Below are 22,197 nucleotides of genomic sequence, written 5' to 3' on the forward strand. Positions count from 1 at the left end.
GCGTCTGCGGCCGAGGGCTGCGTCTGTGGCCGGGGCCTGCGCCTTCGGGGAGGGTCGCCTTTGGTGAGGATCACCAACATCTGCTCCCGTACCGTCGGTAATACTTGTCGGTAACAACCTCTAGTCGTGGGCGAATAGCCGTTCTACGGTGCACGCATGTCCCCGAACCTGCCCGATGTCGTGCTGTGGTCCATCCCGGCTTTCGTGCTGCTCACCGTCGTCGAGATCGTGAGCCACCGGATCCATCCCGATGAGGACGCCGCGGGGTACGAGACGAAGGACGCCGCCACCAGCGTCACCATGGGGCTCGGCAGCCTCGTCTTCGACCTGCTGTGGAAGATCCCGATCGTCGCGATCTACTCGGGCGTCTACGCACTGACACCGCTGCGCGTCCCCGTCCTGTGGTGGACGATCCCGCTGATGCTCCTCGCCCAGGACTTCTTCTACTACTGGTCGCACCGGGGCCACCACGTCATCCGCATCCTGTGGGCCTGCCACGTGGTGCACCACTCCAGCCGCAAGTTCAACCTCACGACGGCACTGCGCCAGCCCTGGACGAGCCTCACGGTGTGGCCGTTCTACCTGCCGCTCATCGCCTGCGGCGTCCACCCGGCGGCGCTCGCGTTCTGCTCCTCGGCCAACCTGGTCTACCAGTTCTGGATCCACACCGAGCGCATCGGGAAGCTGCCGCGCCCCTTCGAGTACGTCTTCAACACGCCCTCGCACCACCGCGTGCACCACGCGTCCCAGGGCGGCTACCTGGACCGCAACTTCGGCGGCATCCTGATCATCTGGGACCGGATGTTCGGCTCCTGGGTCGCCGAGACCGACCGTCCCGTGTACGGCCTGACGAAGAACATCGACACGTACAACCCCCTGCGCGTGGCGACCCACGAGTACGCCGCCATCGCCAGGGACCTGCGCGCGGCCGCAGGCTGGCGCGAGCGGGCCGGGCGCGTCTTCCGCGGCCCCGGCTGGCAGCCGAAGGCTCCCGAGGCGCCGGCGACGCCCCTGCCCGCCTCCGACGTGACGGTCCCGGAGCGGGCGGCGTGATCCGGCGGCCGCCACCGGGGCTGCTCCTCGGCGCCTTCGGTGCCGCCGCGCTCGGCGACCTCGTCGCGCTCCTCGCGGACTCCGACGCCGGCCACGCCGTCTTCAAACCGCTCCTCATGCCCCTCCTCGCGGCGTACGTCGCCACACGGCGGGGGCCCCGACTGCTCATCGCCGCCCTCCTCTTCGGCTGGGGCGGCGACACCTTCCTGCTCTTCGACGCCGAGCCCGCCTTCCTCGCCGGGATGGGCTCCTTCGCCGCGGGACACGTCTGCTACCTCGTGCTCTTCAAGCGGTACGGAGCCGGGCCCCCCCGCGCGCGTGGAGCGGGACTCGTGGCCGCGTACACCCTCGCGCTCGCCGTCACCGTGGCGCTGCTCTGGCCCGACCTGCCGGCCGACATGCGGGGTCCCGTCGCGGGCTACAGCCTGCTGCTCACCGCCATGGCGTTCGGCGCGACCACGCTCGGCGTCACGGCGGCCGCTGGAGGGGCGCTGTTCCTGCTCTCGGACACCCTCATCGCGACCGGCGTCGCCGACTGGCCGCAGCTGCCACGACCCGACTTCGCGATCATGCTCACGTACGTGGCGGCCCAGACCCTGCTGACCAAAGGAGTGCTGACCGCCGCCGAGACCCCGCGGGACCCGACGCCCGCGGTCACCAGCGGATCGGTACCGGTACCGCGGTGAGCAGCGCCGAGACCACCACGACGAGACCCAGCACGGCCACCTCCGCGCGCGCGGGGACGTACGCCGAGACGGGGTCCGTCGTGCGGCGCAGCCGGTGGCGGGCCGACAGCGCGAGCACCGCCACGACGGCGACGAGCAGCACCTTGGCGAGCAGGGTGCGCCCGTAGGCCGTCCCGGTGAGCTGGTCGACGACCGTGCCCGGCGGCATCCGGCGCAGCGTGCTGCACACGCCCGTCGCCGTGATCGCGGCCAACAGGACGGCGGCCACGCGCGCGTAGAGCCCGAGCACCGCGACGCCCTCCTCCGGAGACGTGGTCCGCCACCGCCGCAGTGTGCGCAGGACGTACAGCAGGCCGCCCGCCCAGAGCGCGCCGCACGTCAGGTGCACCAGCGTGAGGCCGCTGCCGACGAGCGGGGAGTCCTCCACCGGAGGGTGGGCCCGCAGCGCCTCCGCGACGATCACCGCGGCGAGCGGGAGGGCCGCGGAAGACGGACGCCGGGAGCGCGCGCACAGCGCGGCCACGATGAAAGCGTTGACCTCGACGAGGGCCAGCCTCCCGTCACGGGTGTCGTACAGCCGCCCGATGTCCAGGTCCGCGAGCTCCCGCGGCACCAGGTTGCCGTTCGCCACGATCGCCGCGAGCCCGAGCGCCGCGGCGCACCCCGCCCACGCCGCGTACGACGACCAGCCGCGCGGCAGCCGGCCAAGCGGCGCCCCCGGGACCCGGCGGGCCAGCCGGGCGGCGAACACCTCGCCCGACTGCACGCTCAGGGCGGCGAACAGGACCGTCCGCAGGAACGTGATCCCACCCGTGCCGGGCGCCTGCGCCTCACCGGTGCCGTCCAGCGCCATCGACGGGCCGAACAGAGGGATCAGCGCGGCGACGGCCACGAGGACGAGCACGGCGACGGCGCGGCCGACGGAGGGCCGGCGGCGCGGAGCGCGGTGCGAGACGGGGGCGGGGGCCGGTATGCCGGCCGCGGCATCGCCTCCGGGCTCGACGGACGGTCGTACGGGGCTCACTACAAGATCTTCACCGGGGCTCCCGGCGGGGGCAAATCCTGGGGGCGACAGGAAAGGGCCGGGCGGCCCCGCGGCCGACCGGCCCGAACTGTCCTGCTCCGGTGCTACTTGCGCACGGCGTCCAGCGCGTCGGCCATGCCCACTCCGTAGAAGCCGTTCTTGTTCCTGCCGCCCTCGCAGACCGCGTCGACCTTGCCGTCCCCGTCGAAGTCGTACGGGTCGGTGCAGGCGATCGCGTCGGCCTGGCGGTGGAGCAACGCCTTGATCCGCTTGGCCGAGGCGTGCGGATGCGTCGACTTCAGCAGCGCGGCCACGCCCGCGGCGTGCGGCGACGCCATCGACGTACCGCCCTTGTAGCCGAACTTGCCGCCCGGCAGCGTCGACAGGATGCGGCCGTCGACGGCCGGCGGGTTCGGCGCCTGGTACTTGGTGGAGTCACCGCCCGGCGCCGTGATGTCGACGACACCGTCGCCGTAGTTCGAGTACGACGCCTTGATGCCCTTCGCGCCGGTGGCGGAGACCGTCACGACACCCGGCAGCTGCGACGGCAGGTCGAAGCAGTCCTTGGTCTTGATGGTCCGCGGCACCGGAGTGGTGTCGTTGGGACTCGACTTGTCGATGATCTCGTCCTGGGCGAGGTCGGTCTTCGCGTTGCCCGCGGCCGCGACGTTCACCGCGCCCTTGCGCTCCGCGTACCTCGCGGCCCGCCCGACGGCGTCGACGAGCGCCTTCTGATCGTCGTCCGTCTTGCAGGCGAACAGCCACGGGTCGGTGTAGTAGCTGTTGTTGGTGACGTCGACGCCGTGGTCGGCCGCCCACACGAAGCCGCAGACCACGGCCTCCGCGTAGTACATGCCGCTCTCGGGCTCCGCCACCTTCAGGCTCGCGACCTGCACGCCGGGCGCGACGCCCGTGATGCCGGTGCCGTTCTTGGCGGCGGCGATCGTGCCCGCCACGTGCATGCCGTGGTCGCTCTCCCCGGCCACCGGACGCCACGCGTCGCCCTTCTGGACGGGTACGCCGCCCAGGCAGCTCGCGGACGCCCTCCGGTCGAAGTTCGGCGCGATGTCGGGGTGTGTGTCGTCGACTCCGGAGTCGAGCACGCCGACCGTGACCTTGCGGCTGCCGAGGGAGATCTCGTGCGCCTTGTCCGCCTTCATGGCGGGCAGGTCCCACTGCAGCGGCTCCAGCTCGTCCTGCCCCGCCGACGCCTTGCCCGCCGCGGCCTTCGCCTCGGCGGCGGTCAGCGGCCGCTCCGACTCCAGGGCGTCGTCGGCCTGCGCCGACAGCGGAGCCGTCCGCGTCGCGCCCGCCGAGTCGACGCCCTTCACCTTGCGGATCGTCTTCGCGAAGTCCGGGTTCGCCGAGTGGACGACGATGACGCCGATCTTGTCGTACGCGATGACGACGTCACCGCCGGCCTTCGCGATGGCCTTGTGCGCGCGCTCCGAACTCCCCTTGCCGGGGCGGACGTTCACCACGTAGCTCATGGACGAGGCGTCCGTGGCATCCGATGCCGACGACGAGACCGAGGCCGGCGCGTCCGGTACCGCTGCGGGCCGCGCGGACGCCGTGCCCGGCAGGAACGCGAAGGCCGAGACCATCGCGACGCCGAGCGGCAGGGCCAGGGCGCGGCGCGAGCGCAGGAAGGCGGCGGACGATATGTGGAGCTTGGTCACGTGCTGTCTCCCCGTCACTTCTTCTTCACGGCGTCGAGCGCGTCGACGAGCCCGCTGCCGTAGAAGCCGTTCTTGTGCTTGCCGCCGGTCTCGCACACCGCGTCGACGTCGCCGTCACCGTCGGGGTCGTACGGTCCTGACGGGCACTCCAGGCGGTCGGCCTGCTTCTTCAGGAGCCGCTGCAGCTCTGCGGGGCCCGCCTCGGGATGCGTGGACTTGATCAGTGCGGCGACACCCGAGGCGTGCGGCGCGGCCATCGACGTCCCGCGCAGCCAGCCGTACTCGCCGCCCGGCATGGTGGAGAGGATGTTGCCGTTCTTCGACGGGGTGTCGGTCGGCAGCTGGTACTTGTCGCCGCCCGGGGCCGTGACGTCGACGACGCCCTTGCCGTAGCTGGAGTACGACGACTTGAGGTTCTTCACGCCCGTCGCGCTGGTGGTGACGACACCCGGCAGCTGGGTCGGCACGTCGAGGCACTCGTGCGGGTCGATGGTGCGGGTCACCGGAGTGGAGTCGTCCGGGCTGGAGTCGTCGACGATCGCGTCCGCGTCCAGGTCGTGGTTGGAGTTGCCCGCGGAGGCGACGTTGAGGGTGCCCTTCTTCTGCGCGTACAGCTGCGCGCGGTTGACCGCGTCGAGGATCGCCTTCTGGTCCGGGTCGTCCTTGCAGTTATACAGCCACGGGTCCACGTAGTAGCTGTTGTTGGTGATCTCGACGCTGTGCTCGGCGGCGAACACGAAGGCGCAGACCACGTTCTCCGGGTAGAACAGCTCGTCGACCGGGTCGGCCACCTTGATGCCCGCGATCTTCACGCCGGGCGCCACGCCCGCGACGCCGACACCGTTGCGCGCGGCGCCGATCTCACCGGCCACGTGCGTGCCGTGGTAGTGGTCCTTGTTCTGCGGCCGCCAGGCTCCGGCCGAGGTGTCCGCCTTGCCGCCCACACAGCTCGCGGACTGCGCTGCCGAGAAGTTGGGGGCCAGGTCCGGGTGGGTGTCGTCGACGCCGGTGTCGATCACGGCGACGGTGACCTTCTTGCTGCCCGGGTTGATCTTCGCGGCCTTGTCGGCGCCGATCGCGCGCAGGTCCCACTGGTCCGCTTCCATCGGCTCGGCGTCCGGGGCGGCGCTCTGCTTCAGGGCCTTGGCCTCGGCCTTGGAGAGCAGCTTCGCCTTGCCGTCGTCCGTGGTGCCGGCGGCCTTCAGGGGCGCGGTGTGGGTCGCGCCGGCGGACTGGACGCCGCGCACGCCGCGTATTCGCTTGCCGAAGTCCGCGTCCGTCGAGTGGACGACGATGACGCCGATCTTCTCGTGCGTGACGACCACGGAGCCGCCGGCCCTGGCTATCGCCTTCTTGACGTACGCGAGCGTCTTGCGGTCCGTACGGGTGTTGACGACGTACGCGAAGACGGGGGCGTCCTTCGCGGCCTGCGCCGACACGGGGGCGGGGGACTCGTTCGGGGCCGCGGTCGCGGCGCCGGGCACGAAGCCGACCGAGGCGGCGAGCGCGAGGCCGAGCGGCACGGTGAGCGCCGTACGGCGTCTGGAACGCAGATGAGCCATGGGGTCTCCACATCATCCGGATACGGAACTGCCCGAACACAGCTGGTGCTCGGGCAGGTACATGACGGGCGTGCAGGGTGAAGCTATCCCCCGAACTCCCAGGCCAGCAATGCCTTCCGGAAGAAACCCGGGGCCCGGGGCGCGTCGTGTGTGCCGCCGTGACGTTGAGCAGACAACGGAAGCAACATCAACCCCTGTCGGATCACGTCCCATGGCCTTAGCATCGCCATCCGTGGCTCACGTGATCCGCGTCACGCCGGATGTGAGGCCAGAGAGCACATGGAACAACTGTCCGTCCCCACCCCACCCGCACCACGAGGAGACTCCGTGGCCACCGACGCACCGCCCCCTTCGAAGGGTGGCGCAGGAAAAGACCCCGCTCCCCACGCGCCCTCCACGGAGGAGTTCATCGAGGTGCAGGAGAGCACGGAATTCGGTGAACTGCGCCGCTCGCACCGCTCGTTCGCCTTCCCGCTCACCGTCGCCTTCATCGCCTGGTACCTCGTCTACGTCCTGCTCTCCAACTACGCGGGCGACTTCATGGGCACCAAGCTCTTCGGCAACATCAACGTCGCCCTGGTCCTCGGTCTCGGGCAGTTCCTGACCACCTTCCTCATCGCCTGGTTCTACTCGCGCCACGCGGCGGCGCAGCTCGACCCGAAGGCCGAGGCGATCAAGTCCCGCATGGAGAACCGTCCGCAGAGCCGCCTGGAGGGCGACGCATGAGCCCCGCGCACACCGCCGTCATCGACCTGGCGGCCGCGTCCGACGCCTCCCAGCACCGGCCGCTGATCATCAGCCTCTTCGCCGCCTTCGTCGTCGCCACCCTCTTCATCACCGTCTGGGCAGGCCGGCAGACCAAGAGCGCCGCCGACTTCTACGCGGGCGGCCGCCAGTTCACCGGCTTCCAGAACGGCCTGGCGATCTCCGGCGACTACATGTCCGCCGCGTCCTTCCTCGGCATCGCGGGCGCCATCGCCCTCTTCGGCTACGACGGTTTCCTCTACTCCATCGGCTTCCTGGTCGCCTGGCTGGTGGCGCTCCTCCTGGTCGCCGAACCGCTGCGCAACTCCGGCCGCTACACGATGGGCGACGTCCTCGCGTACCGCATGCGCCAGCGCCCGGTCCGTACGGCTGCGGGCACCTCCACGATCGTCGTCTCGATCTTCTACCTGCTCGCGCAGATGGCGGGCGCGGGCGTCCTGGTCTCGCTGCTGCTCGGCATCACCAGCGACGCCGGAAAGGTCCTCATCGTCGCCCTCGTCGGCGTCCTGATGATCGTCTACGTCACCATCGGCGGCATGAAGGGCACCACCTGGGTGCAGATGGTCAAGGCCGTCCTGCTCATCACGGGCACCATCCTCATCACCTTCCTGATCCTGCTGAAGTTCAACTTCAACGTCTCCGACCTGCTGGGCACGGCCGCCTCCAACAGCGGCAAGGGCTCGGCCTTCCTGGAGCCGGGCCTCAAGTACGGCGTCTCCGGCACCTCGAAGCTGGACTTCATCTCGCTCGGCATCGCCCTGGTCCTCGGCACCGCGGGCCTGCCGCACATCCTGATCCGTTTCTACACCGTGCCCACGTCCAAGGCCGCCCGTAAGTCCGTGAACTGGGCCATCGGCATCATCGGCGCCTTCTACCTGATGACGATCGTCCTCGGCTTCGGCGCCGCCGCCCTGCTCAAGCCCGGCGAGATCATCGCCTCCAACAAGGCGGGCAACACGGCGGCACCGCTCGCCGCCATGGAGATCGGCGGCGGTGGCGACTCGACCGGCGGCGCGATCCTGCTCGCGGTGATCTCCGCGGTCGCCTTCGCCACGATCCTCGCGGTCGTCGCGGGCCTCACCCTCGCCTCGTCGTCCTCGTTCGCGCACGACATCTACGCGAACGTCATCCGCAAGGGCAAGGCCACCGAGAAGGAGGAGATGAAGGCGGCCCGCTGGTCGACCGTCTTCATCGGCATCGTCTCCATCGCCCTCGGCGCCCTGGCCCGCGACCTGAACGTGGCGGGTCTGGTCGCCCTCGCCTTCGCCGTCGCGGCCTCCGCGAACCTGCCGACGATCCTCTACAGCCTCTTCTGGAAGAGGTTCACCACCCAGGGAGCGCTCTGGTCCATCTACGGCGGGCTCGTCGCGGCCGTCGGCCTGGTGCTGTTCTCGCCGGTCGTCTCGGGCAAGCCGAGCTCGATGTTCCCCGACGCGAACTTCGACTTCTTCCCGCTGGAGAACCCGGGTCTCATCTCCATCCCGCTGGGCTTCCTGCTCGGCTGGCTCGGCTCGCTCCTCTCCAAGGAGGAGCCGGACAAGGGCAAGTACGCGGAGCTGGAGGTCAAGTCCCTCACCGGCGTCGGAGCCCACTGACCGGCTTTTGTTCACACGTTCGTAGCGGCCGCGTCGTAGAGTCCTACGACGCGGCCGCACTGTTCCTCGTGGCAAATGGCCCATGGCGTTGTCAGAGGTGTCGCGTAAGGTCGAAGGCAGTGGGACCCATCAGAATCCGACCGCCGGGGAGGGGGCCGCAGTGCTCATCGACACGTTTGGCCGCGTAGCCACTGACCTGCGCGTATCACTGACCGACCGCTGCAATCTGCGATGTACGTACTGCATGCCGGAAGAGGGTTTGCAGTGGCTGGCCAAGCCGGACCTGCTCACCGACGACGAGATCGTCCGCCTCGTCCGCATCGCCGTCACACAGCTCGGCATCACCGAGGTCCGCTTCACCGGCGGCGAGCCTCTGCTGCGCCCCGGCCTCGTCGGCATCGTCGAGCGCTGCGCCCAGCTTGAGCCCCGCCCGAAGATGTCCCTGACGACGAACGGCATCGGCCTCAAGCGCACCGCCAAGGCCCTCAAGGCCGCCGGCCTCGACCGGGTCAACGTCTCCCTGGACACCCTGCGCCCCGACGTGTTCAAGACACTCACCCGCCGCGACCGCCACAAGGACGTCCTCGAAGGTCTCGAAGCGGCCCGCGACGCCGGCCTCACCCCAGTCAAGGTCAACACCGTCCTGATGCCGGGGCTGAACGACGACGAGGCCCCCGACCTGCTCGCCTGGGCCGTCGAGAACGACTACGAACTGCGCTTCATCGAGCAGATGCCCCTCGACGCCCAGCACGGCTGGAAGCGCGACGGCATGATCACCGCGGGTGACATCCTCCAGTCCCTGCGCACCCGCTTCGAGCTCACCGAAGAGGGCTCGGGGGAGCGCGGGTCCGCGCCCGCCGAGCGCTGGATCGTGGACGGCGGCCCGCACCGCGTCGGCGTCATCGCCTCCGTCACCCGCCCCTTCTGCTCTGCCTGCGACCGCACCCGGCTGACGGCCGACGGCCAGGTGCGCACCTGCCTGTTCGCCACCGAGGAGACCGACCTGCGCGGCGCGCTGCGCGCGGCCCCGGAGGACAGTACGAACGGCTCGGACGAGGCCATCGCCCGCATATGGAAGCTCGCGATGTGGGGCAAGAAGGCCGGCTCCGGCCTGGACGACCCGTCGTTCCTTCAGCCCGACCGCCCGATGTCGGCGATCGGCGGCTAGTCGTCCCCGTACGGCTGGCCGTCCCCGTCGGCGGCCTCGCGGGTCTGCCACTCATCGAGCGGCACGACGTCCTTCAACATGCCGCGGACGCCGAGGAACTGGGAGAGGTGTTCGCGGTGGCCGTCGCACGCGAGCCACGTCTTGCGCCGCTCCGGTGTGTGGAGCTTCGGGTTGTTCCAGGCGAGCACCCAGACCGCGTCGACGCGGCAGCCCTTGGCGGAACAGATCGGTTTTTCGTCACTCACAGTCGCATCCAAGTGCTGCAAACAAGGCGACGCCGAGCAGCCACGGGGGGAGCTGCCCGGCGTCGGTCTGTCGCTCCGACGGGGGATGCGGAGCGCGTACGAAGTATGTCATGGGGGACCCGCGGACTGGCACCGGAACTACATGATTGATCTGAGGTTTTCCTGAGCTTGGCGCAACGTCGACGGTCAGCTCTTCTCGTGCGAAGTGCCGCGCCGCTGGTCGTACGCGGGACCCAGGGGATCTTCCGGGACGGATTCCGCCGCGGCGGCCGCGGCGGGCGGCGCGAGCATTGGCCGAGAAGGAGCGGGTACGAACGTCGACGGCAGCGAAGGCGGAGTCTCCCGGCCCGCGTTGGCGATCACGACGGAGACGTACGGCAGGAGAATCCCGAGCACCAGAGCGACGAGCGCGACGTGTCGCTCGACGTTCCACAGCACGGCGGCGGCCACCACCGACACGGTGCGGACCGACATCGAGATCACATACCGGCGTTGCCTGCCCCGTACATCCTCCGCGAGACCCTGCCGGGCCCCCGTGATCCGGAAGACCTGGCCGCTGCTCTGCTTCCGCATCACGTTCCACCGCCCTGTCCGCTGTGCCGGACTCTCCCTGGAACCTGCCCCGGTCCGGCGGCTCAACATTACGCCGCGGCTGCGCCGCCTACGAGACCGGGGCAGGCCTCTACCCGGTGTCCCTCCTGCGTCGCGCCACGTATGGAGGCGCCCGACATGCGCCGTACGGCGGGCGGGTCGAGACTGGCCGTATCGCTCATGTGGAGCCGTACTAGGAGGCAGCTATGGGCTGGTTGTGGGCCATCATCGTGGGATTCGTGCTGGGGCTGATCGCCAAGGCGATCCTGCCCGGCAAGCAGCACAGTCCCCTCTGGCTGACCACGGTGTTCGGCATCATCGGAGCCGTTCTGGGCAACTGGCTCGCGACGCAGTTCGGCATCAACGAGACCAAGGGCATCGACTGGGGCCGCCACGCGCTCCAGCTGGTCGCGGCGCTCGTCGTAGTCGGCCTCGGTGACGCTGCGTACACCATGCTCCGCGGCAACAAACGCAGGGCGTAGCCGCCTCGCGTGGAAAGGGGCCGGTCCACCAGGACCGGCCCCTTTCCGTGTGCGGACGCGGCTACCGCGTGACCTCGACCGCGGCCAGGTTCTTCTTGCCGCGGCGCAGCACCAGCCAGCGTCCGTGCAGCAGATCCGCACGGGCCGGCACGGCGTCCTCGGCGGCGACCTTCACGTTGTTCACGTAGGCACCGCCCTCCTTGACCGTGCGCCGGGCGGCGGACTTGCTCGCCACCAGGCCGACCTCGGCGAGCAGGTCCACGACCTGGCCGAGCTCGGCGACCTCGATGCGCGGCAGCTCGGAGAGCGCCGCGGCCAGCGTCGCCTCGTCCAGCTCGGCGAGCTCGCCCTGGCCGAAGAGCGCCTTGGACGCGGCGATGACCGCGGCGCACTGGTCCGCGCCGTGCACCAGTGTGGTCAGCTCCTCGGCGAGCGCGCGCTGCGCCGCACGGGCCTGAGGCCGCTCCTCGGTCTGCTTCTCGATCTCCTCCAGCTCCTCGCGGGACTTGAAGGACAGGATCCGCATGTACGTCGAGATGTCCCGGTCGTCCGTGTTCAGCCAGAACTGGTAGAACGCGTACGGCGTGGTCATCGTCGGGTCGAGCCAGACCGCGCCGCCCTCGGACTTGCCGAACTTGGTGCCGTCCGACTTGAGCATCAGCGGCGTGCCCATGGCGTGCACCGCGGCGTCCGGCTCCAGGCGGTGGATCAGGTCGATGCCCGCCGTGAGGTTGCCCCACTGGTCGCTGCCGCCGGTCTGCAGCGTGCAGCCGTACCGCCGGTAGAGCTCCAGGAAGTCCATGCCCTGCAACAGCTGGTAGCTGAACTCCGTGTACGAGATGCCCTCCTGGGACTCCAGGCGGCGGGCCACGGAGTCCTTGGTCAGCATCTTGTTCACGCGGAAGTGCTTGCCGATGTCACGCAGGAACTCGATCGCGGACATGCCCGCGGTCCAGTCGAGGTTGTTCACCATCGTCGCGCCGTTCTCGCCCTCGAAGGAGAGGAACGGCTCGATCTGCGAGCGCAGCCGGGCCACCCAGTTCGCGACCGTCTCCGGGTCGTTCAGGGTGCGCTCGGCGGTCGGCCGCGGGTCGCCGATCTGGCCGGTCGCGCCGCCCACCAGCGCCAGCGGGCGGTGCCCCGCCTGCTGGAGCCGGCGCACGGTGAGGACCTGCACGAGGTGCCCCACGTGCAGGCTCGCCGCGGTCGGGTCGAAGCCGCAATAGAACGTGACGGGACCGTCCGCGAGCGCCTTGCGCAGTGCGTCTTCATCGGTGGACAGGGCGAAAAGCCCCCGCCACTTCAGCTCGTCGACGATGTCCGTCACGGGTCTCGCGTCTCCTCGGGTGTACTGGGTCCATGTACTGATGGGCTGCACGGACGTGCAGGGTCCGAGGTTATACGCCCTGGCTGACCGAACTCATGTTGAAATCCGGGACGCGCAGCGCGGGCATCGCGGCCCGGGTGAAGTAGTCGCCCCACTCGCGCGGCAGCGTCCTCTCCGTGCGGCCCGCCTCGGTCGCCCGGCCCAGGAGATCCACGGGCGACTCGTTGAACCGGAAGTTGTTCACCTCGCCCACGACCTCGCCGTTCTCGACGAGATACACGCCGTCCCTGGTCAGCCCGGTGAGCAGCAACGTCGCCGGGTCGACCTCACGGATGTACCAGAGGCAGGTCAGCAGCAGTCCGCGCTCGGTGGCCGCGACCATCTCGTCCAGCGAGCGGTCGCCGCCACCGTCCAGGACGAGGTTGTCGACGGCCGGCGTCACGGGGAGCCCGGTCAGGCCCGCGCTGTGCCGGCTGGTCGCGAGGTGAGCGAGCTCACCGGCGCTGATCCACTCGGTGGCGGCCAGCGGCAGACCGTTGTCGAAGACGGAGGCGTCACCGCCCGAGGAGTGCGCGAGCACGAACGGCGCCGACTCCAGGCCCGGCTCGTACGGGTCGCTGCGCAGCGTCAGCGGCAGCTCGGTGAGGCGTTCGCCGAGGCGCGTGGCGCCGCCCGGCTTGGAGAACACCGTGCGGCCCTCGGCGGCGTCGCGGGCCGACGACGACCAGATCTGGTAGATCAGCAGGTCCGCGACGGCGGTCGGCGGCAGCAGCGTCTCGTACCGCCCGGCGGGCAGGTCGATGCGCCGCTCGGCCCACCCGAGGCGCTGTGCGAGCTCCGCGTCGAGCGCCCCGGGGTCGACGTCCTTGAAGTCACGGGTGGCCCGCCCCGCCCACGCCGACTTGGTGCGGTCCGGCGACTTGGCGTTGACCTCCAGCGTGCCGGTGGGCTGGTCGTGCCGCAGCCGCAGCCCCGTCGACGTACCGAGATAGCTCGACACGAACTCGTGGTTCGCGAAGCCGTACAGCTCCCGCCCGCCCGCGCGGGCCCTGGCGAACGCCTCGCCGAGCGCCGGGGCGAAGTCCGCGAAGACCGCCGACGAGGTCTCGACGGGGGCGTCCGTGAAGTCGGGGGAGGCGGCGGTGCCGGACACCAGGGGCTGCGCGTCCTCGGCGGGGCCCGCCCCGCGTGCGGCCTCCTCGGCGGCCCGCACCAGCGGCTCCAGGTCGTCCGCGGTCACGGCCGAGCGGCTCACGACACCGGACGCGGTGCCCTCCTTGCCGTCGACGGTGGCGATGACGGTGAGGGTGCGGCCGCGGGTGACGCCGTTGGTGGTGAGCGCGTTGCCCGCCCAGCGCAGGTTCGCCGTCGACTCCTCGTCGGCGATCACGACGCAGCCGTCGGCGGTGGACAGTTCGAGGGCGCGCTCGACGATCTCGTGCGGCTTGGTGGCGCTGCGGCTCATCGGCCGGCCTCCTGCGTGGTGTTCAGAATGTTCACGCCCCGGAACAGGGCGGACGGGCAGCCGTGCGAGACCGCGGCGGTCTGGCCCGGCTGGGCCTTGCCGCAGTTGAAGGCGCCACCGAGGACATACGTCTGCGGCCCGCCGACGGCGGCCATCGAGCCCCAGAAGTCGGTGGTGGTCGCCTGGTAGGCGACATCGCGCAGCTGTCCGGCGAGCCGCCCGTTCTCGATCCGGTAGAAGCGCTGCCCGGTAAATTGAAAGTTGTACCTCTGCATGTCAATGGACCACGATCGGTCGCCGACCACATAGATGCCGCGGTCCACGCCCGCGATCAGGTCCTCCGTGGAGAGCCCGCCGGGGTCCGGCTGGAGCGACACGTTCGCCATGCGCTGCACCGGCACATGGCCGGGGGAGTCCGCGTACGCGCAGCCGTTGGACCGCTCGAAGCCGGTGAGCTTCGCGATCCTCCGGTCCAGCTGATAGCCGACCAGCGTGCCGTCCTTGACCAGGTCCCAGGACTGCGCGGCCACGCCCTCGTCGTCGTACCCGACGGTCGCGAGCCCGTGCTCGGCGGTCCTGTCGCCCGTCACGTTCATCAGCGACGAGCCGTACGCCAGCTTGCCGAGCTGGTCGAAGGTGGCGAACGACGTGCCCGCGTACGCCGCCTCGTAGCCGAGCGCGCGGTCCAGCTCGGTGGCGTGGCCGATGGACTCGTGGATCGTCAGCCAGAGGTTGGACGGGTCCACCACGAGGTCGTACGAGCCGGCCCGGACGCTCGGCGCCCCCATCTTCTCCGCCAATTGCTCAGGAAGCATGGAGAGTTCGCTCTCCCAGTCCCAGCCGGTCCCCGTGAGGTACTCCCAGCCGCGGCCCACCGGCGGCGCGATCGTCCGCATCGAGTCGAACTCACCGCTCGCCTCGTCGACGGCCACCGCGGTCAGCTGCGGGTGCAGCCGCACGCGCTGCTGCGTCGTCACCGTCCCCGCCGTGTCCGCGTAGAACTTGTTCTCGTGCACGGTGAGCAGCGAGGCGTCCACGTGCGCGACCCCGTCGGCGGCGAGCAGCCGCGCGCTCCAGTCGGCGAGCAGCCCCGCCTTCTCCTCGTCCGGCACGGAGAACGGATCGATCTCGTACGAGGAGACCCACGTCCTGTCCTCGTGCACCGGCTCGTCCGCGAGCTCGACGCGCTCGTCGGACCCCGCGGCCTTGATGACCTGCGCGGACAGCTTCGCCATCGCCACGGCCTGCGAGGCGACCCGCGCCGCCGCGTCCATCGTCATGTCGACACCGGAGGCGAAGCCCCAGGTGCCGCCGTGCACGACACGGACCGCGTACCCGAGGTCCGTCGAGTCGGACGAACCCGCGGGCCTGGCGTCGCGCAGCTGCCAGGACGCGCTGCGCTCCCGCTCCAGGCGGAAGTCCGCGTGGTCGGCGCCGAGCGCCCGCGCGCGGGCGAGCGCGGCGTCGGCGAGAGCCCGCAGCGGCAGCGCCGTGAAGGCTTCATCGATGGAATGAGGCACGGATGTCTCCCTGCTGTCGGCACTGGTCAGGTCAGATCATGTCGCGCCCGACGTCCTGGGGGCCAGGGTTTTCTGTAGGGACCCGACAGCGACTCCTCTGCGCCACTGTCGGTCGTCGATTCTCCGTATGACGGGAGGTACCGATAGGTTTTCGAGGTACCAGACCGCTACCGAAAGGGTGATCCGTTGAGCCGCTCGGTTCTCGTCACCGGAGGAAACCGGGGCATCGGCCTCGCCATCGCCCGCGCTTTCGCCGACGCCGGCGACAAGGTCGCGATCACCTTCCGCTCGGGTGAGCCGCCGAAGGAACTCACCGACGCCGGTGTCCTCGCCGTCAAGTGCGACATCACCGACGCCGAACAGGTGGAGCAGGCATACAAGGAGATCGAGGAGAAGCACGGGAACGTCGAGGTCCTGGTCGCCAACGCCGGCATCACCAAGGACCAGCTCCTGATGCGCATGACCGAGGAGGACTTCACGTCCGTCCTCGACACCAACCTCACCGGTACCTTCCGCGTCGTCAAGCGTGCCAACCGCGGCATGCTGCGCGCCAAGAAGGGCCGCGTCGTCCTCATCTCCTCGGTCGTGGGCCTGCTGGGCGGCTCCGGGCAGGCGAACTACGCCGCCTCCAAGGCCGGTCTGGTCGGTTTCGCGCGTTCGCTCGCCCGCGAGCTCGGTTCGCGCAACCTCACCTTCAACGTCGTCGCCCCGGGTTTTGTCGACACCGACATGACCAAGGTGCTCTCGGACGAGCAGCGCGAGGGCATCGTCGCCCAGGTGCCGCTCGCCCGTTACGCGCAGCCCGAGGAGATCGCCTCCGTGGTGAAGTTCCTCGCGTCGGACGACGCCTCGTACATCACTGGAGCCGTCATCCCCGTTGACGGCGGATTGGGCATGGGTCACTGATCACATGAGCGGAATTCTCGACGGCAAGCGCATCCTGATCACGGGTGTGCTGATGGAGTCCTCCATCGCCTTCCACGCGGCGAAGGTCGCTCAGGAGCAGGGCGCGGAGGTCATCCTGACCGCCTTCCCGCGGCCCACCCTCACCGAACGCATCGCCAAGAAGCTCCCCAAGCCCGCCAAGGTCATCGAGCTCGACGTGACCAACCAGGAGCACCTGGACCGCCTCGAGGGCATCGTCCGCGAGGAGCTCGGCGGCCTGGACGGCGTCGTCCACTCCATCGGCTTCGCCCCGCAGGACGCCCTCGGCGGCAACTTCCTGAACACGCCGTTCGAGTCGGTGGCCACGGCCATGCACGTCTCGGCGTACTCCCTGAAGTCGCTGACCATGGCCTGCCTGCCGCTGATGCCGGAGGAGGGCGGCGCGGTCGTCGGCCTGACCTTCGACGCGCAGTTCGCCTGGCCGCAGTACGACTGGATGGGCCCCGCCAAGGCCGCCCTGGAGGCCACCAGCCGCTACCTGGCGCGCGACCTCGGTTCCCGGGACATCCGCTGCAACCTCGTCTCCGCGGGCCCGCTCGGCTCCATGGCCGCCAAGTCCATCCCGGGCTTCTCGGACCTCGCTAAGGTCTGGGACACCCGCTCCCCGCTGAACTGGGACATGGCCGACCCGGAGCCCGCGGGCCGCGGCATCGTCGCCCTGCTCTCGGACTTCTTCCCGAAGACCACCGGCGAGATCGTCCACGTCGACGGCGGCGTGCACATGATGGGCGCCTGACCAGGCACTTCGCCAGGCATACGGTACGTTCCCGAGGCCCCGTCCCCCGCAGCGCGCGGGAGGCGGGGCCTCACCCGTTCGGCCCCCCGGCCGGGCGGCGGCGGGGGAGTGCCGCGCACTCTGGAGTGTGCGTCTCTCCGGTGCGGTGCCCCTGGCTCTCGCTCTTGTGGTCGTCGCGCCGAGTGCCGCGCCGCAGGACGCTTCCCCCGCGCGCGCGCCGCAGGACGCTTCCCCCGCGCGCGCGGACCAGGACGCTGCCCACGCGCGCGCGGACCAGGACGCTGCCCACGCGCGCGTGGACAAGGACAAGCCCCGGCCCTTCGGCTCGGCGTGCCGCACCGGCGTCGTCGGCTCGCACGTCGTCGCCCACTGCCACAACCCCTACCCCGAGACCGACCGGGTCCGCCTCCACGTGGAGTGCTACCGGTGGTGGGACATCGACACCGACTCCCGCCCCGTCGAGGCGGGGCCCGCGATGACGGTGCGCCTCACCGGGCGGTGCTGGAAAGAGGTCCGCTCGGTCTGGGTCAGCCACCAGAAGTGAACCGCTCCGGGCGGCACATAAAGGGGTAGCCCGCGGCCTCCGAAGCGGCGGCCTCCGCGTCACCCACACGGATCGCGTCGACCAGACGGGCATGGTCCATGTGCGACTCCGGGGTGAGCTCCTCGCCGATGTCCTCGCGCAGCCAGTCCCGCAGCACCTCGCCGAGGTCCGCGTACATCGCCATCATGACGTCGTTGTGCGAGGCGGCGACGACAGCCATGTGGAACGTCGCGTCGGCCGTCACGAACGCCTCCGCGTCCCCGGACGCCCAGACCTCCTCGCGGCGCGTCAGCAGGGCATCGAGCTGCTTGAGGTCGCGCTCGGTGCGGCGCTCGGCGGCGAGCTTCGCGGCGCTGGACTCCAGCGTGCTGCGCAGCTCGGCGATGTGCCGCGGGTCCGCGTCGGCGAACCTGCGCTGCATCACGCCCGCGAGCTCGCTGGTGGCGATCACGTAGGTGCCCGAGCCCTGCCGGATGTCGAGCAGGCCGTTGTGCGCGAGGGCGCGCACGGCCTCCCTGACCGTGTTCCTGGCCACGCCCAGCTGCTCGACCAGCTCGGGCTCGGTGGGGATGCGGGAGCCGACCGGCCACTCGCCCGACGAGATCTGGTTGCGCAGCTCGGAGATGACCTGTTCGGAGAGTGCCGAACGGCGAGGAGTGGTCAACGGCATGACGTTCCTTCGTGCGTGGCCTGTGGATGAGCGGTGTGACGCAAACGGATTGGACAGCCAATCATCCCATGATTCTATGATGGCCCTATGGCTAGCGAGGAAATTGGGACGATGGCGCCGACAGCAACACCCCCGGCACGCGCAGAGACGTCGACACGCACCGGGACGCCGGAGAAACCGGCCCCCACGCGCGCGTGGGCGACGCGACTCGTCATCGTCGGCATCGTCCTCGCGGCCATGAACCTCCGCCCCGCCATCACCAGCCTCGGCGCCCTCCTCGAAGAGGTGCGCGACGGCCTCGGCATGAGCGGCACCCTCGCCGGACTGCTCACCTCCGTGCCGCCCCTCTGCTTCGCGTTCTTCGGCGTGATGGCGCCCCGCCTCGCCCGCCGCTTCGGGCCCAGCGCGGTGGTGTGCGTCGGCATGGCCGCCATCGCCTCGGGCCTCGTGCTCAGGCCCTTCATCGGCGGCACCGCGGGCTTCCTCGCGGGCACTGCCCTCGCCCTCGCGGGCATCGCTGTCAGCAACGTCCTGATGCCGGTCATCGTCAAGCGCTGGTTCCCGGACCGGGTCGGTTCGATGACCGGCCTCTACTCGATGGCCCTCGCGTTCGGCACCTCCATCGCGGCGGCCGCCACCGTGCCCCTCACCGACGGTCTCGGCGGACGCTGGCAGACCGGCCTCGCCGTGTGGGCGGCGCTCGCCGTCGTCGCCGTCGTGCCGTGGATCCCGCTCGTCCGCGACCGGGGCACGGCCGCCACCGCCGCGCCCGAGCACGTCAGCCCGGCCGTACGCCAGGAGGACGCGGGGCTGCGCATCACCCACAGCCGCACCGCGTGGGCCCTCGCCGTCTTCTTCGGCCTCCAGGCCACGGCCGCGTACATCACGATGGGCTGGATGCCGCAGATCTTTCGCGACGCGGGCGTCCCCGCGGGCGAGGCGGGCGTGCTCCTCGCCGTCACCATGGCCATGGGCGTGCCCCTGGCGTTCGTCATCCCCAGGGTCGCCACGCGCCTGACCAACCAGGGCCCCGTCGTGATCGTCCTCGGCGCGTGCGGACTCGCCGGGTACGCCGGCCTCTACCTCGCCCCCGCGGGCGGCGCCTGGGTCTGGGCGCTGCTGCTCGGCATCTCCAACTGCGCCTTCCCGCTCGCCCTCACGATGGTGGGCATGCGGGCCAAGAGCAGCGTGGGCGTGGCCAAGCTGTCCGCCTTCGCGCAGAGCACCGGCTACCTGATCTCGATCCCGGGACCGCTCCTCGTGGGCGTGCTCTACCAGCACAGCGGCGGCTGGGGGCTGCCGATCGCCCTGATGGCGGGCTTGATGGTGCCGCAGATCGTCATCGGTACGCTCGCGGGCCGCAACCGCACGGTCGAGGACGAGGTGGCGGCCAGGGCCGAGGCGGCCTGACCCCGCCGGGCGGCAGGCGGGCACAGGGTGCGAGACTGGCCGTATGCCCGTCCTCGACCCGAACCCCCAGAACGGCCAGAAGAAGCTGCTCATCGTGCTCGGCGCGATGCTGGCCATCACCGTGATCATCGGCATCGTCGCCTCCATCGCCTCGCCGTGACCCGGCCCCCGACAGGGTGATGGTGGGGCTAGCACCCCCATCCCCTAGGGGGTCAGTCTCAGGGTCAAGTGGGTGGATCTCCGGATGGGTTGAGGGCCGCCGATCGCCTAACTTCGAGTTGTGCCCGCGACGAGCGGCACGAACGGACCACTCGGAGACCACGGAGGCGGCATGTCGGCCCGATCGCACACCCGGCGCGACCCGGCCCAGTCGGGCAGCGTCGAGATCCAGCTCCCGTGGTGGGCCATCGCCCTCCCCGCCATCGCCTTCGCGGCCCTGCTCCTGCTCATCCTGAACCCCGTGGACGCGCACGCGGCGACCAGCGAGCCGGTCGTCACGAACCTCCTGGAACGCATACGGACGATGATCCTGCGCACGGCCTCCTGAGAGCCCGTGTCACCGGGCGAGTCACCCGCGCCGGGGGACCACGCCAACTCCCTGCGCCCCATGGCGCGTTTCATGCGAAGCTGGGATGCATGAGCGTCGCAGAACCCCGCAGGATTGTCCTCTTCCGGCATGCGAAGGCCGACTGGCCGCAGGTTTCCGACCACGAGCGGCCGCTCGCGGAGCGGGGCCGCCGGGACGCCCCCGTCGCCGGGCGCAAGCTGGCCGACAGCGGCATCCCCTTCGACCAGGCCCTCTGCTCGACCGCGACCCGGACCCGCGAGACCTGGAAGCTCGCCGTCCAGGAGCTCCCGCAGCGGCCGAAGACCGTCTACGAGGAGAGGCTGTACGAAGCCTCCCCCGGCGAACTGATCGCCGTGCTCAACGAGACCCCGGACGACGTGCAGAACCTCGTCCTGATCGGCCACAACCCCGGCGTCCAGGGGCTGACCGATGTCCTCGCCGGGGAGTCCGAGGGCGACGCCAGAGAGCGGCTGAACCGCCGGGGCTTCCCGACCGCGGCCTTCGCCGTCCTGACGTACGCCGGTTCATGGAAGGCGCTCGAGCCGGGCGTGGCCACCCTCGTCGACTACTGGGCGCCGTCCGAGTAGCTCCTCCCTCCGTCCACCGTGAAGGGCCCGGCACCACTGGTGCCGGGCCCTTCGACAGGTGGTGTACGTCAGTCCAGGTGCATGTCGGCCGCCTCGACCTCTTCACGGGTGATCCCGAGGAGATAGAGGACGGTGTCGAGGAAGGGGACGTTCACCGCGGTGTGCGCGGCCTCGCGGACCACGGGCTTGGCGTTGAAGGCGACGCCGAGCCCCGCCGCGTTCAGCATGTCGAGGTCGTTCGCGCCGTCGCCGATCGCGACGGTCTGCTCCAGCGGCACCCCGGCCTCCGTGGCGAAGCGGCGCAGCAGCCTGGCCTTGCCCGCACGGTCGACGATCTCACCGGTCACCTTGCCGGTGAGCTTGCCGTCGACGATCTCCAGGGTGTTGGCCTGCGCGAAGTCGAGGCCGAGACGTTCCTTCAGATCATCGGTGACCTGAGTGAACCCGCCCGAGACGACGCCCACTTGGTAGCCGAGGCGCTTGAGGGTACGGATGAGGGTGCGGGCACCCGGCGTGAGCCGCACCTCGGAGCGGACCTTGTCGACGACCGACGCGTCGAGCCCCGCCAGGAGCGCCACGCGGGCGTGCAGCGACTGCTCGAAGTCCAGCTCCCCGCGCATCGCGGCCGCCGTCACCTCGGCGACCTCGTCCTCGCACCCGGCGTGCGCGGCGAAGAGCTCGATGACCTCGTCCTGGATGAGCGTCGAGTCGACATCCATCACGACGAGCCGCTGGGCGCGGCGGTGCAGGCCCGTCGACACGACCGCGACGTCCACGCCGAGCCGTGCGGCCTCTATGGCGAGGGCGGTGCGCAGCCGCTCGGTCTCGGTGCCGGACACCGCGAACTCGACGGCGGTGACCGGGTACTTGGCGAGTCGGAAGATACGGTCGATGTTGCCGCCGGTGGCCGTTATCCGGGCGGCGATCGCGGCCGTCGACTCCGACGTCAGTGGGTGGCCGAGGACGGTCACGAGCGAACGCCCGAGGCCGCGCGGCCGGTTGTCGCCGATGCCGGAGATGATCTCGGCCTGCATTCTCATGGACTCCGCCCAGCTGTGGACGGTGGCCCGCAGGTCGCCCTCCAGACCGGCGGGCGGCTCGGTCACGAGCGCGCACAGCACGATCCGGCCACGGGTGACGACCTGCTCGATGTCGACGACGTCGAGGGAGTAGGCAGCGAGGGTGTCGAAGAGACCGGCGGTGATGCCGGGGCGGTCCTTGCCGAAGATCTTGACGAGGAGCGTCGGGATGTCGGCGGGCTGCGGGGGCTGCGAAGCGCTCATGGTGATCCCTACGGTATCCGCCCCCTCTCCCTCCCCGCCCCACCGGTCCGCCACCCGGACACCCCCTACACACCCTCACTTCCCCGACACGCCCCACGGCGCTGTCCCCGCTCGCTCGTCCGCCCCCGGCATGGACCAGACGCGGCCCGCCACGCGTGTCCGAGTCGCCCCCAGCGCCCCGGGTGCGATCAGTCAGGCCTCCCTTTCCCCGGCACGCCCCACCCCGCTGCCCCCGCCCGTTCGTCCGCCCCCGGTAGGGACCAGGCGCGGCCTGCCACGCGTGTCCGGGTCG

The 22,197-nt window shown here is 70.5% G+C and carries 23 protein-coding genes; 13 read left to right on the plus strand and 10 right to left on the minus strand.

The window, feature by feature from the left end; translation table 11 throughout:
• The first annotated feature begins 156 nt into the window (after window positions 1-156).
• Both AB0N81_RS09005 and AB0N81_RS09010 read left to right on the plus strand, forming a co-directional pair.
• On the plus strand, window positions 157-1,053 hold the full coding sequence (locus AB0N81_RS09005) for a sterol desaturase family protein (protein WP_365356945.1): 897 nt from the start codon (window positions 157-159) through the stop codon (window positions 1,051-1,053).
• Complete coding sequence (locus AB0N81_RS09010) at window positions 1,050-1,739, plus strand: lysoplasmalogenase (protein ID WP_365356946.1); 690 nt, start codon at window positions 1,050-1,052, stop codon at window positions 1,737-1,739. The genes AB0N81_RS09005 and AB0N81_RS09010 overlap by 4 nt, the downstream gene beginning before the upstream one ends.
• Here the strand turns inward: AB0N81_RS09010 and AB0N81_RS09015 are convergent.
• The 3 genes from AB0N81_RS09015 to AB0N81_RS09025 all read right to left on the minus strand — a co-directional run bounded on the left by AB0N81_RS09015 (window position 1,708) and on the right by AB0N81_RS09025 (window position 6,004).
• Window positions 1,708-2,712: a CopD family protein gene (locus AB0N81_RS09015; RefSeq protein ID WP_365357031.1), complete on the minus strand. Its 1,005-nt coding sequence runs from the start codon at window positions 2,710-2,712 to the stop codon at window positions 1,708-1,710. The two genes, AB0N81_RS09010 and AB0N81_RS09015, sit on opposite strands and share 32 nt — an antisense overlap.
• Window positions 2,713-2,867: 155 nt before the next feature.
• Window positions 2,868-4,367, minus strand: coding sequence for a S8 family serine peptidase (locus AB0N81_RS09020; RefSeq protein WP_365357032.1), 1,500 nt, complete (start codon window positions 4,365-4,367; stop codon window positions 2,868-2,870).
• An 89-nt stretch (window positions 4,368-4,456) separates the two neighbouring features.
• Window positions 4,457-6,004, minus strand: a complete 1,548-nt coding sequence (locus tag AB0N81_RS09025; RefSeq protein ID WP_365356947.1) for a S8 family serine peptidase — start codon at window positions 6,002-6,004, stop codon at window positions 4,457-4,459.
• A gap of 327 nt (window positions 6,005-6,331) precedes the next feature.
• On the opposite strand from AB0N81_RS09025, the gene AB0N81_RS09030 reads away from it, so the two are divergent.
• From AB0N81_RS09030 to moaA, 3 genes are all read left to right on the plus strand, one after another.
• Window positions 6,332-6,730: a DUF485 domain-containing protein gene (locus tag AB0N81_RS09030; RefSeq protein ID WP_365356948.1), complete on the plus strand. Its 399-nt coding sequence runs from the start codon at window positions 6,332-6,334 to the stop codon at window positions 6,728-6,730.
• A complete protein-coding gene (locus AB0N81_RS09035) occupies window positions 6,727-8,364 on the plus strand; it encodes a cation acetate symporter (RefSeq protein ID WP_365356949.1) in 1,638 nt (545 codons plus the stop codon). Before AB0N81_RS09030 ends, AB0N81_RS09035 begins: the two co-directional genes overlap by 4 nt.
• A 160-nt stretch (window positions 8,365-8,524) precedes the next feature.
• Complete coding sequence (moaA, locus tag AB0N81_RS09040) at window positions 8,525-9,532, plus strand: GTP 3',8-cyclase MoaA (protein WP_365356950.1); 1,008 nt, start codon at window positions 8,525-8,527, stop codon at window positions 9,530-9,532.
• Here the strand turns inward: moaA and AB0N81_RS09045 are convergent.
• Entirely contained in the window at window positions 9,529-9,777 is a 249-nt protein-coding gene (locus tag AB0N81_RS09045; protein ID WP_365356951.1) for a hypothetical protein, read from the minus strand. The two genes, moaA and AB0N81_RS09045, sit on opposite strands and share 4 nt — an antisense overlap.
• Before the next feature lie 186 nt (window positions 9,778-9,963).
• Entirely contained in the window at window positions 9,964-10,350 is a 387-nt protein-coding gene (locus AB0N81_RS09050; RefSeq protein WP_365356953.1) for a DUF3099 domain-containing protein, read from the minus strand.
• 224 nt (window positions 10,351-10,574) lie between these two features.
• Here AB0N81_RS09050 and AB0N81_RS09055 point away from each other — a divergent pair, with 224 nt between their 5' ends.
• Window positions 10,575-10,850, plus strand: coding sequence for a GlsB/YeaQ/YmgE family stress response membrane protein (locus AB0N81_RS09055; protein ID WP_150183375.1), 276 nt, complete (start codon window positions 10,575-10,577; stop codon window positions 10,848-10,850).
• Window positions 10,851-10,911: 61 nt separating this feature from the next.
• On the opposite strand, the gene tyrS is transcribed toward AB0N81_RS09055, so the two are convergent.
• The 3 genes from tyrS to AB0N81_RS09070 form a co-directional block, all read right to left on the minus strand.
• Window positions 10,912-12,177: a tyrosine--tRNA ligase gene (tyrS, locus tag AB0N81_RS09060; protein WP_365356955.1), complete on the minus strand. Its 1,266-nt coding sequence runs from the start codon at window positions 12,175-12,177 to the stop codon at window positions 10,912-10,914.
• Between the two features lie 70 nt (window positions 12,178-12,247).
• On the minus strand, window positions 12,248-13,642 hold the full coding sequence (locus AB0N81_RS09065) for a metallopeptidase TldD-related protein (RefSeq protein ID WP_365356957.1): 1,395 nt from the start codon (window positions 13,640-13,642) through the stop codon (window positions 12,248-12,250).
• On the minus strand, window positions 13,639-15,162 hold the full coding sequence (locus AB0N81_RS09070; RefSeq protein WP_365356958.1) for a TldD/PmbA family protein: 1,524 nt from the start codon (window positions 15,160-15,162) through the stop codon (window positions 13,639-13,641). Before AB0N81_RS09070 ends, AB0N81_RS09065 begins: the two co-directional genes overlap by 4 nt.
• Window positions 15,163-15,348: 186 nt before the next feature.
• On the opposite strand from AB0N81_RS09070, the gene fabG reads away from it, so the two are divergent.
• The 3 genes from fabG to AB0N81_RS09085 all read left to right on the plus strand — a co-directional run bounded on the left by fabG (window position 15,349) and on the right by AB0N81_RS09085 (window position 17,387).
• Complete coding sequence (fabG, locus tag AB0N81_RS09075) at window positions 15,349-16,068, plus strand: 3-oxoacyl-[acyl-carrier-protein] reductase (RefSeq protein ID WP_365356959.1); 720 nt, start codon at window positions 15,349-15,351, stop codon at window positions 16,066-16,068.
• 4 nt (window positions 16,069-16,072) lie between these two features.
• Window positions 16,073-16,843, plus strand: a complete 771-nt coding sequence (fabI, locus tag AB0N81_RS09080; RefSeq protein WP_365356960.1) for an enoyl-ACP reductase FabI — start codon at window positions 16,073-16,075, stop codon at window positions 16,841-16,843.
• Between the two features lie 127 nt (window positions 16,844-16,970).
• A complete protein-coding gene (locus tag AB0N81_RS09085; protein WP_365356961.1) occupies window positions 16,971-17,387 on the plus strand; it encodes a hypothetical protein in 417 nt (138 codons plus the stop codon).
• Here the strand turns inward: AB0N81_RS09085 and AB0N81_RS09090 are convergent.
• Complete coding sequence (locus AB0N81_RS09090; protein WP_365356962.1) at window positions 17,371-18,057, minus strand: FadR/GntR family transcriptional regulator; 687 nt, start codon at window positions 18,055-18,057, stop codon at window positions 17,371-17,373. The genes AB0N81_RS09085 and AB0N81_RS09090 overlap by 17 nt on opposite strands.
• Window positions 18,058-18,144: 87 nt before the next feature.
• Between AB0N81_RS09090 and AB0N81_RS09095 the strand changes: the two genes are divergently transcribed.
• The 4 genes from AB0N81_RS09095 (at window position 18,145) to AB0N81_RS09110 (ending at window position 20,622) form a co-directional block, all read left to right on the plus strand.
• Window positions 18,145-19,467, plus strand: a complete 1,323-nt coding sequence (locus tag AB0N81_RS09095) for an MFS transporter (RefSeq protein WP_365356963.1) — start codon at window positions 18,145-18,147, stop codon at window positions 19,465-19,467.
• A gap of 43 nt (window positions 19,468-19,510) precedes the next feature.
• Entirely contained in the window at window positions 19,511-19,627 is a 117-nt protein-coding gene (locus AB0N81_RS09100) for an SGM_5486 family transporter-associated protein (RefSeq protein ID WP_254374049.1), read from the plus strand.
• 171 nt (window positions 19,628-19,798) lie between these two features.
• A complete protein-coding gene (locus AB0N81_RS09105; RefSeq protein ID WP_365356964.1) occupies window positions 19,799-20,014 on the plus strand; it encodes a hypothetical protein in 216 nt (71 codons plus the stop codon).
• Window positions 20,015-20,103: 89 nt separating this feature from the next.
• On the plus strand, window positions 20,104-20,622 hold the full coding sequence (locus AB0N81_RS09110) for a histidine phosphatase family protein (protein ID WP_365356965.1): 519 nt from the start codon (window positions 20,104-20,106) through the stop codon (window positions 20,620-20,622).
• Window positions 20,623-20,690: 68 nt separating this feature from the next.
• Here AB0N81_RS09110 and serB read toward each other — a convergent pair whose 3' ends face one another.
• On the minus strand, window positions 20,691-21,905 hold the full coding sequence (serB, locus tag AB0N81_RS09115) for a phosphoserine phosphatase SerB (RefSeq protein WP_365356967.1): 1,215 nt from the start codon (window positions 21,903-21,905) through the stop codon (window positions 20,691-20,693).
• Between the last annotated feature and the right edge of the window lie 292 nt (window positions 21,906-22,197).

This window comes from Streptomyces sp. NPDC093510, assembly GCF_040683555.1.
Classification (GTDB): domain Bacteria; phylum Actinomycetota; class Actinomycetes; order Streptomycetales; family Streptomycetaceae; genus Streptomyces.

Coding starts and splice junctions, on each gene's coding strand:
- fabI (WP_365356960.1), top strand. CDS start 16,073: ATGAGCGGAATTCTCGACGGCAAGCGCATCCTGATCACGGGTGTGCTG.
- AB0N81_RS09005 (WP_365356945.1), top strand. CDS start 157: ATGTCCCCGAACCTGCCCGATGTCGTGCTGTGGTCCATCCCGGCTTTC.
- AB0N81_RS09035 (WP_365356949.1), top strand. CDS start 6,727: ATGAGCCCCGCGCACACCGCCGTCATCGACCTGGCGGCCGCGTCCGAC.
- serB (WP_365356967.1), bottom strand. CDS start 21,905: ATGAGCGCTTCGCAGCCCCCGCAGCCCGCCGACATCCCGACGCTCCTC.
- AB0N81_RS09110 (WP_365356965.1), top strand. CDS start 20,104: ATGAGCGTCGCAGAACCCCGCAGGATTGTCCTCTTCCGGCATGCGAAG.
- AB0N81_RS09055 (WP_150183375.1), top strand. CDS start 10,575: ATGGGCTGGTTGTGGGCCATCATCGTGGGATTCGTGCTGGGGCTGATC.
- AB0N81_RS09025 (WP_365356947.1), bottom strand. CDS start 6,004: ATGGCTCATCTGCGTTCCAGACGCCGTACGGCGCTCACCGTGCCGCTC.
- AB0N81_RS09095 (WP_365356963.1), top strand. CDS start 18,145: ATGGCTAGCGAGGAAATTGGGACGATGGCGCCGACAGCAACACCCCCG.
- AB0N81_RS09065 (WP_365356957.1), bottom strand. CDS start 13,642: ATGAGCCGCAGCGCCACCAAGCCGCACGAGATCGTCGAGCGCGCCCTC.
- AB0N81_RS09100 (WP_254374049.1), top strand. CDS start 19,511: ATGCCCGTCCTCGACCCGAACCCCCAGAACGGCCAGAAGAAGCTGCTC.
- AB0N81_RS09105 (WP_365356964.1), top strand. CDS start 19,799: ATGTCGGCCCGATCGCACACCCGGCGCGACCCGGCCCAGTCGGGCAGC.
- AB0N81_RS09020 (WP_365357032.1), bottom strand. CDS start 4,367: ATGGTCTCGGCCTTCGCGTTCCTGCCGGGCACGGCGTCCGCGCGGCCC.
- AB0N81_RS09090 (WP_365356962.1), bottom strand. CDS start 18,057: ATGCCGTTGACCACTCCTCGCCGTTCGGCACTCTCCGAACAGGTCATC.
- AB0N81_RS09050 (WP_365356953.1), bottom strand. CDS start 10,350: ATGCGGAAGCAGAGCAGCGGCCAGGTCTTCCGGATCACGGGGGCCCGG.